The organism is Polaromonas sp. P3_C2 (genome assembly GCF_056402675.1).
Window position 1 is genome coordinate 1 of the sequence record NZ_JBFUGX010000133.1, and the last position, 8063, is coordinate 8063.

Below are 8063 nucleotides of genomic sequence, written 5' to 3' on the forward strand. Positions count from 1 at the left end.
CTGCTTTTCAGACAGCTGATCGAGAATGGCAGGGTTTTGTGGCCACGTCACATCGCTTCGCGATATGAGTGTCCCCCAACCCTGCCCCAGCTTCGCTGACGCGGCTACGCCACGTTCTCGATCACTGCTTTTCAGACAGCTGATCGAGAATGGCAGGGTTTTCAAGCGTCGAGGTGTCCTGGGTGATGGTCTCGCCCTTGGCGATGCCGCGCAACAGACGGCGCATGATCTTGCCACTTCGGGTCTTGGGCAGGTTGTCGCCAAAGCGGATGTCCTTGGGCTTGGCGATCGGGCCGATTTCTTTGCCCACCCAGTCGCGCAGCTCCTTGGCAATCGCCTTGGCTTCTTCACCCGTCGGGCGTGAACGCTTGAGCACTACAAAGGCCACAATGGCCTCGCCCGTCAGGTCATCGGGCCGCCCCACCACGGCGGCCTCGGCCACCAGCGTAGAGTGCGCTACCAGCGCCGATTCGATTTCCATGGTGCCCATGCGATGGCCCGACACATTCAGCACGTCATCGATACGGCCGGTGATGCGGAAATAGCCGTTGTCGACATTGCGCACTGCCCCGTCGCCGGCCAGGTAAATCGTGCCGCCCATTTCTTCGGGAAAATAGCTTTTCTTGAAGCGGTCCGGGTCGTTCCAGATGGTGCGGATCATKGAGGGCCAGGGCCGCTTGACGACCAGCATGCCGCCCGCGCCATTGGGGAGATCCTTGCCGGTTTCGTCGACGATGGCAGTCATGATGCCGGGCAATGGCAGCGTGCAGCTGCCGGGCACCAGCGGCGTGGCGCCGGGCAGCGGCGTGATCATGTGGCCACCGGTTTCGGTTTGCCAGAAGGTATCCACGATGGGGCAGCGCTCGCCGCCCACGTTCTTGTAGTACCACATCCAGGCTTCGGGGTTGATCGGCTCGCCAACAGAGCCCAGGATGCGCAGGCTGCTCAAGTCGGAGCGGGCCGGATGCACTTTCTCGTCAGCCTCGGCAGCCTTGATCAATGAACGGATGGCCGTAGGCGCCGTGTAGAAAATCGTGACCTTGTGTTTTTCGATCATCTGCCAGAAGCGGCCCGCATTCGGGAAGGTCGGTATTCCTTCAAAGATGATCTGCGTTGCGCCGGCAGCCAGCGGGCCGTAGGCCACGTAGGTGTGGCCAGTGATCCAGCCGATGTCGGCGGTGCACCAGAACACGTCGGCGGGCTGGATGTCGAAGGTCCAGTCCATGGTGAGTTTGGCCCAGAGCAGGTAACCTCCGGTGCTGTGCTGCACGCCCTTGGGCTTGCCGGTCGAGCCCGAGGTGTAAAGGATAAAAAGCGGGTGCTCCGCGCCGACGAACTCGGGTTCGCACACCGGAGCTGCCTTGGCGGTGATCTCGTGCATCAGGCTGTCGCGGCCAGCCACCATGTTGCAGGCAGTGGCCGTACGTTGGTAGACGATCACGTTTTTGATCGACTCGCAGCCGCCCATGGCGATGCCTTCATCGACGATGGCCTTGAGTGGCAACTCCTTGCCGCCGCGCAACTGGTAGCTGGCGGTGATGACGGCGACCGCACCAGCATCCTGAATACGCTCCTGAAGGCTCTTGGCCGAGAAGCCGCCGAAAACCACCGAATGCGTGGCGCCTATGCGGGCGCAAGCCTGCATGGCCACCACACCTTCGACCGTCATTGGCATGTAGATGATGACGCGGTCGCCCTTTTTGATGCCGGCGCCTTTCAGCGCGCTCGCAAACTGGCTGACCCTGGCATGCAATTCTTTGTAAGTGACGTTGGTAACCTTGCCGTCGTCGCTTTCAAAGATGATGGCTTTTTTGTTTTCGACCGGTGTGCCCAGATGGCGGTCCAGACAGTTGTAAGAAGCGTTGAGCTCGCCGTCGGCAAACCACTTGTAGAACGGAGCATTGGACTCATCCAGTGTCTGGGTGAAGGGCTTCTTCCAGCTCAGGTTTTCGCGCGCCAGGCGGGCCCAGAAACCCTCGAAATCCTTCTCGGCTTCCACGCACAGCGCCTGGTAAGCCGGCATACCCGAAATACGCGCGGCCTTCACGGTGGCCGGCGCCGGCGGGAAGATGCGATTTTCAACCAGGGTGGATTCGATCGCGGATGAAGGGGCGCTCATTGGTTTTGTCTCCTGTTTGTCACTGAATGCGTGGTACTGTCTTCTGCCGCACTTACAAGCCACTGACTGGCTTGAACCTTACAACTTCTGCAATTGAAGGGGTATCTACCCTCCCCCTACAATGCCGCAAACCCCAGCTTACGCCATCATGACTGAACCCACTCAATCCCCTGCCCCTGCCAAAATCTCACCCCTGCGCCCGCTGCCCAACCTGATTTTCGCCAGCCGCTGGCTGCAACTGCCGCTTTACCTCGGCCTCATCGCCGCGCAGGCCGTCTACGTAGTGCACTTTCTGGTGGAACTGTGGCACCTGATTGAAGCCGCATTCGGGAGTCAGACCGCGTTGCAGGCACTAATCACCAGCATAGGCTACAAGACCGCCATACCCGTCGTGTCGCTCAACGAAACGGTCATCATGCTGGTGGTGCTGGCGCTGATCGACGTGGTGATGATCTCCAACCTCTTGATCATGGTGATCGTGGGTGGCTACGAAACCTTTGTGAGCCGCATGAACCTCGAAGGCCACCGCGACCAGCCCGAATGGCTGAGCCACGTGAACGCTTCGGTATTGAAGGTCAAGCTGGCCACGGCCATCATCGGTATCAGCTCCATCCACCTGCTGAAGACGTTTATCAACGCCGACAACTACACCGACAAGGTCCTGATCGCGCAAACGGTGATCCATATCACCTTCCTGTTGTCGGCGATTGCGATCGCCTACACCGACAAAATCATGTCCGCGATCGCCGCACAAAAGCACTGACCGCGTCACGCCAGGCGGTCCTAGCCCGGCGCCTTTTCGGCAGCGCTGGCGCGCATCAGCATCACCGCACCCAGCACCCCTGACAACAACGAACCGCACAGCACACCCAGCTTTAGTTGCGTCTCGTATGCCGCATCCTGGCCGGCAAATGCGAGCGCACCGATGAAAAGGCTCATGGTAAAGCCCACGCCGCACAGCAGGCAGACACCAACAAACTGGCTCCAGCCAGCGCCGGCGGGCAGGCGTGCACCGACAAAGCGAATCAGCAGCCAGGAAGCCCCTAACACGCCGACGGCCTTGCCCACCAGCAGGCCTGCCGTAATACCCAAGGGCACGCTTTGAAGAAGCGTTCCGACGGTCACACCCTGAAGCGACACTCCCGCATTGGCAAACGCAAACATCGGTAGCACCGCAAAAGCCACCCAGGGGTGCAGCGCGTGCTCAGCGGTTTTCAATGGCGAGCCGCCTTTGCCATCTGAAAGGGGAATCGCCAGCGCGGTAATCACACCTGCCAGCGTGGCGTGAATGCCGGACTTGTAAACAAAGAGCCAGATCACCAGGCCCACCGCCACGTAGGGCCCTATGGCCATCACCTTCGCCCGATTAAAGGCCAGCAAGAGCAACCCACCGATCCCGGCGACCAACAACGCCATCACCGACAAACCCTCGGTGTAGAAAAACGCAATGATCAGGATGGCGCCCAGGTCATCAATGATGGCGACAGCAGTCAAAAACACCTTGAGCGATGCCGGCACGCGGCTACCCAGCAACACCAGGATGCCCAGCGCAAAGGCAATGTCGGTGGCGGCCGGAATCGCCCAGCCGCGCATCGCGACCGGGTCGCCGGCATTGATCGCCATGTAGATGAGCGCCGGCGCCACCATGCCGCCCAACGCGGCGCCCGCCGGCAACAGCGCCTGCGCACGCGAGGCCAGCTCGCCCTCAATCAGCTCGCGCTTGATCTCCAGGCCCACCAGAAAGAAAAACACCGCCATCCACAGGTCATTGACCCAATGCAATAACGACTTGGAGAGCACCAGCAGATCACCGCCCACCCGCAGCTCACCTGGCAGTTGCACAAACCGGTTGTAAGCCTCACCCCATGGCGAGTTGCTCAACACCAGCGCGGCCACAGCGGCCAGCGCCAGCACCACGCCCGAAAGCGATTGCGAATTGATGAACTGGTTGAGGGTGCGGTGGACAAACTTGAGCATGCCCTATTGTCCCAGACCCGCAGGACGGCGGCCCATTGCGCTGCAGGCTCCGGGCCGCAATGCTGCTCTCTATTGCGCGGACTGCGGAAGAGGACCGAAGCTGGCAGCCTTGCCGGAGGCGGCCGCCGGCARCACGGCCTTTTCCATCTCGGCACGCCRCATCGGGCGCAGCACATACCAGGCCATCAGCGCCGCGATCGCGTTCATGACGCTACCGACAATGAACACTGCGTGCCAGTTGCCGGTCATTGCCGTGAGCACGCTGGACAGTGGAACCAGCAGCGACGCCGTCCCCTTGGCCGTGTAAAGCAGGCCGGCATTGGATGCAGCGTACTTGGAGCCAAAGGTATCGGCGCAGGTTGAAGGAAAGAGGCTGTAGATTTCGCCCCAGGCGAAGAACACCATACCCGTCAAGACCACGAAGGCGACCGGATTGTGGCCAAACTGGTAGAGAGCCAGGATGCCCACCGACTCGATGCCAAAGGCGATCAGCATCGTTTTTTCACGGCCGATCTGGYCCGACACCCAACCAAAGAACGGACGGGTGAGCCCGTTGAGCACGCGGTCAATGGCCAGGGCAAATGTGAGCGCCGGCAGCGCCAGGCCCATGATGCTGACGGGCACGTCGCCGACGTTGAAATCCTTGGCGATAGGTCCGAGCTGGGCCGTAGCCATCAGCCCGCCGGCCGCCACCATCACGAACATGACGTACATCACCCAGAACACGGGTGAACGCAGGACTTCGGACGGCGTGTAGTCGCGCCGGCTCTGTTGCACATTGATCGTGGAGATCGAGCCGCTTTTGGCCAGATTCGCCGGTGCCCGCGTCAGCAGGAACGACACGACAAATACGATCACACCCTGAATGATCCCGAAATACAGGAAGGCAGACTGGTAGCCGCTGCCCTTGATCATGGCCGAGATCGGAAGAATGGTGAGCGCGGAGCCCGCACCGAAGCCCGCGGCTGTCAGGCCCGCAGCCAGGCCGCGGCGATCCGGAAACCACTTCAAGGCATTGCCGACACAGGTACCGTACACCGCACCCGCGCCAATGCCGCTGATCGCAGCAGCGATGTAGAGCAGCATCAGCGAATCGGCAAAAGAATTGATCACCCAACCGACGCCGCAAAGAATGCCGCCGACCATGACCACCGGACGTGGCCCGAAACGGTCGACCAGGTAGCCTTCAATCGGCACGAGCCAGGTTTCGGTCAACACAAAAATCGTGAAGGCCACCTGAATGGCGGCCTTGCTCCAGCCGTACTTGTCGGCAATCGGATTCACAAAAAGGGTCCAGCCATATTGCAGGTTGGCAATCATCGCCATGCAGACGATGCCCAAGAGAAGCTGTATCCAGCGATGGGCGCTGGATGGTGCGGGGGTTGCCGTAGGGGCGTATGTCATTGATGTCTCCTGTCTCTTTTATGCCGTGGAAATTGCGATTGCAATCGTTGATGCTGTTGTTGTGAGCGGATTGTGAGAGCGGACATTTATGAGCCCATTGACCGCGATCAAGTTTGAAAAAAACTTTACACATCGCTCAAAAAAACGAAAGCGGATTGAAAGAATCGCGCCATGCCAAACCCCGGCCACTGCGATGGATTTGATTTACAGAATGGGGAGTGCGCTTGTTAGCGGCGCTGAGCCTGAGCGCGCAATGCGGGATCAGCAAGTGCCCGGCATTGCACCGGCGGCACTGAAAAGAAAACAAGAGAAAAGAGCAACCGCGTGGTGCGGTCTACTGCCGGCGGCGCAAACCGCCCGGCAAAAATTAGCGCGCTCGCAGCGCGCTGATAAAAATATGCAGAGGCGTAGCAGCAACCAGCTCACGCAATACAAGGCGTACGCGTGCACTGGCGGCGGGCTGGGCAATCTTCAAATACAAGGCGAAGGCGGTCATGAATTTCCTTTGTGGCGTGAGGCATCTACGGACACAATCATAGGGTAAACCCTTAATCCCTTCAACCCACCAGCTAACCCCCCCCGAACCGGGTGTGGCCAGCGTCAGCCCACCATGTTTTCAGGCCGCACCCAGGCATCAAACTGCTCGCCCGTGACATGGCCGGAGGCCAGTGCCGCATCGCGCAGGCTGCTGCCTTCCTTGTGCGCCTTTTTGGCGATGAAGGCGGCCTTGTCATAGCCGATGTGCGTGTTCAGCGCCGTCACCAGCATCAGCGAGCGGTCAACCAGCTCGGCGATGCGTTCGCGATTCGGCTCAATGCCGACGGCGCAGTGGTCGTTAAAGCTCACCATGCCATCGGCCAGCAGGCGCACGCTTTGCAAAAAGTTGTGCGCCACCATGGGCCGGAACACATTGAGCTCGAAGTTGCCCGAGGCACCGCCGAAGTTGATGGCCACGTCGTTGCCGAACACCTGTGCCGCCAGCATGGTGACGGCTTCGCTCTGCGTCGGGTTGACCTTGCCCGGCATGATGGACGAGCCGGGCTCGTTCTCGGGAATGCTGAGCTCGCCGATGCCGCTGCGCGGGCCGCTGGCCAGCCAGCGCACATCGTTGGCGATTTTCATCATGCTGGCGGCGAGTGTCTTGAGGGCGCCGTGCGCATGCACCAGGCCGTCGACCGAGGCCAGCGCCTCGAACTTGTTGGGTGCAGTCACAAAAGGCAGGCCTGTCAGCGTGGCCAGTTCGGCCGCCACTTGCTCCGCATACCCCTTCGGTGCATTCAGCCCCGTACCAACGGCAGTACCGCCGAGTGCCAGTTCATACAGGTGCGGCAAGGCGGCACGCACATGCTTTTCGCCGTGGTCAAGCTGCGCGACATAACCCGAGAATTCCTGGCCCAGGGTGAGTGGTGTCGCATCCTGCAGATGGGTACGCCCAATCTTCACGATGGTGCCGAAGTCTTGGGCTTTTTGCRCCAGCGTCGCGCGCAACTTCGCAATCGCTGGCAGGAGCTTGTGGGTCATGGCCTCTACAGCGGCAACATGCATGGCGGTAGGAAACACATCGTTGGACGACTGGCTGCGGTTGACATCGTCATTGGGATGCACCAGGCGGCCCTCGCCGCGCTCGCCGCCCAGAATTTCGCTGGCGCGATTGGCCAGCACTTCATTGACGTTCATGTTGGTCTGCGTACCGGAGCCCGTCTGYCATACCACCAGGGGGAATTCGTCCGCATACCCGCCCGCGATCACCTCGTCGGCTGCGGCCACGATGGCTTTGGTTTTTTTCTCGTCCTGAAGGCCCAACGCATGGTTGACCCTGGCCGATGAGCGCTTGACCTGCGCCAGCGCCTTGATGATTTCACGTGGCTGCTGCTCGCCCGAGATGTCGAAATTCTGCAGCGAGCGCTGCGTCTGCGCACCCCAGAGTTTGTTGGCCGGCACCTCGATAGGGCCAAAGGTATCGCGCTCCGTGCGCGTGCTGCTTGTCGTCATGGAAATATCCTGCGCGTCAAAAAAGATGGTTAAGAGTCCTAGTATGACCGCAGACGAGAAAGATTCTCATCTGAAGGGTTTTGGATCCTCTCGCCCGACATGCCCGAGTCGCCCGCCCAAGGGCGGATAATTGCGGGGTTTGCCCGAAATTTCCCCGAAACGCCCTCATAACGACGACCCACCATGACCACGATCAAGCAAGCCGACCTCATCGAATCCGTAGCCGCTGCCCTGCAGTACATCAGCTACTACCACCCCACCGACTACATCGCCCACCTGGCGCGCGCCTATGAGCGTGAGCAAAGCCCGGCCGCCAGGGATGCGATTGCACAGATCCTCACCAACAGCAAGATGAGCGCGACGGGCCAGCGCCCGATCTGCCAGGACACCGGCATCGTCAACGTGTTCCTCAAGGTCGGCATGGACGTGCGCTGGGAAGGCTTCACCGGCAGCATTGACGACGCCATCAACGAAGGCGTGCGCCGTGGCTACAACCACCCTGACAACACCTTGCGCGCCTCTGTGGTGGCCGACCCGCAGTTCGACCGCAAGAACACCAAAGACAACACAC

The 8063-nt window shown here is 60.5% G+C and carries 7 protein-coding genes; 3 read left to right on the forward strand and 4 right to left on the reverse strand.

Features of this window, described 5'->3' with window-relative positions; genetic code table 11:
* Positions 1–121 precede the first annotated feature (121 nt).
* A complete protein-coding gene (gene acs / locus AC1DWI_RS07880) occupies positions 122–2119 on the reverse strand; it encodes an acetate--CoA ligase (protein WP_477669052.1) in 1998 nt (665 codons plus the stop codon).
* A 148-nt stretch (positions 2120–2267) separates the two neighbouring features.
* Between acs and AC1DWI_RS07885 the strand changes: the two genes are divergently transcribed.
* Entirely contained in the window at positions 2268–2882 is a 615-nt protein-coding gene (locus AC1DWI_RS07885; protein ID WP_477651054.1) for a YqhA family protein, read from the forward strand.
* 20 nt (positions 2883–2902) lie between these two features.
* Here AC1DWI_RS07885 and nhaA read toward each other — a convergent pair whose 3' ends face one another.
* Both nhaA and oxlT read right to left on the reverse strand, forming a co-directional pair.
* Positions 2903–4096: a Na+/H+ antiporter NhaA gene (nhaA, locus tag AC1DWI_RS07890; RefSeq protein WP_477669051.1), complete on the reverse strand. Its 1194-nt coding sequence runs from the start codon at positions 4094–4096 to the stop codon at positions 2903–2905.
* A gap of 69 nt (positions 4097–4165) precedes the next feature.
* Positions 4166–5500 (reverse strand): oxalate/formate MFS antiporter, encoded by a 1335-nt coding sequence (oxlT, locus tag AC1DWI_RS07895; protein ID WP_477724635.1) that lies wholly within the window; start codon positions 5498–5500, stop codon positions 4166–4168.
* Positions 5501–5588: 88 nt separating this feature from the next.
* On the opposite strand from oxlT, the gene AC1DWI_RS07900 reads away from it, so the two are divergent.
* On the forward strand, positions 5589–6044 hold the full coding sequence (locus AC1DWI_RS07900) for a hypothetical protein (protein ID WP_477669049.1): 456 nt from the start codon (positions 5589–5591) through the stop codon (positions 6042–6044).
* Positions 6045–6100: 56 nt separating this feature from the next.
* Here AC1DWI_RS07900 and fumC read toward each other — a convergent pair whose 3' ends face one another.
* Positions 6101–7492 (reverse strand): class II fumarate hydratase, encoded by a 1392-nt coding sequence (gene fumC / locus AC1DWI_RS07905; protein WP_477724636.1) that lies wholly within the window; start codon positions 7490–7492, stop codon positions 6101–6103.
* A gap of 183 nt (positions 7493–7675) precedes the next feature.
* Between fumC and AC1DWI_RS07910 the strand changes: the two genes are divergently transcribed.
* The coding region (locus tag AC1DWI_RS07910; RefSeq protein ID WP_477724637.1) for a fumarate hydratase at positions 7676–8063 on the forward strand (388 nt) is incomplete at its 3' end.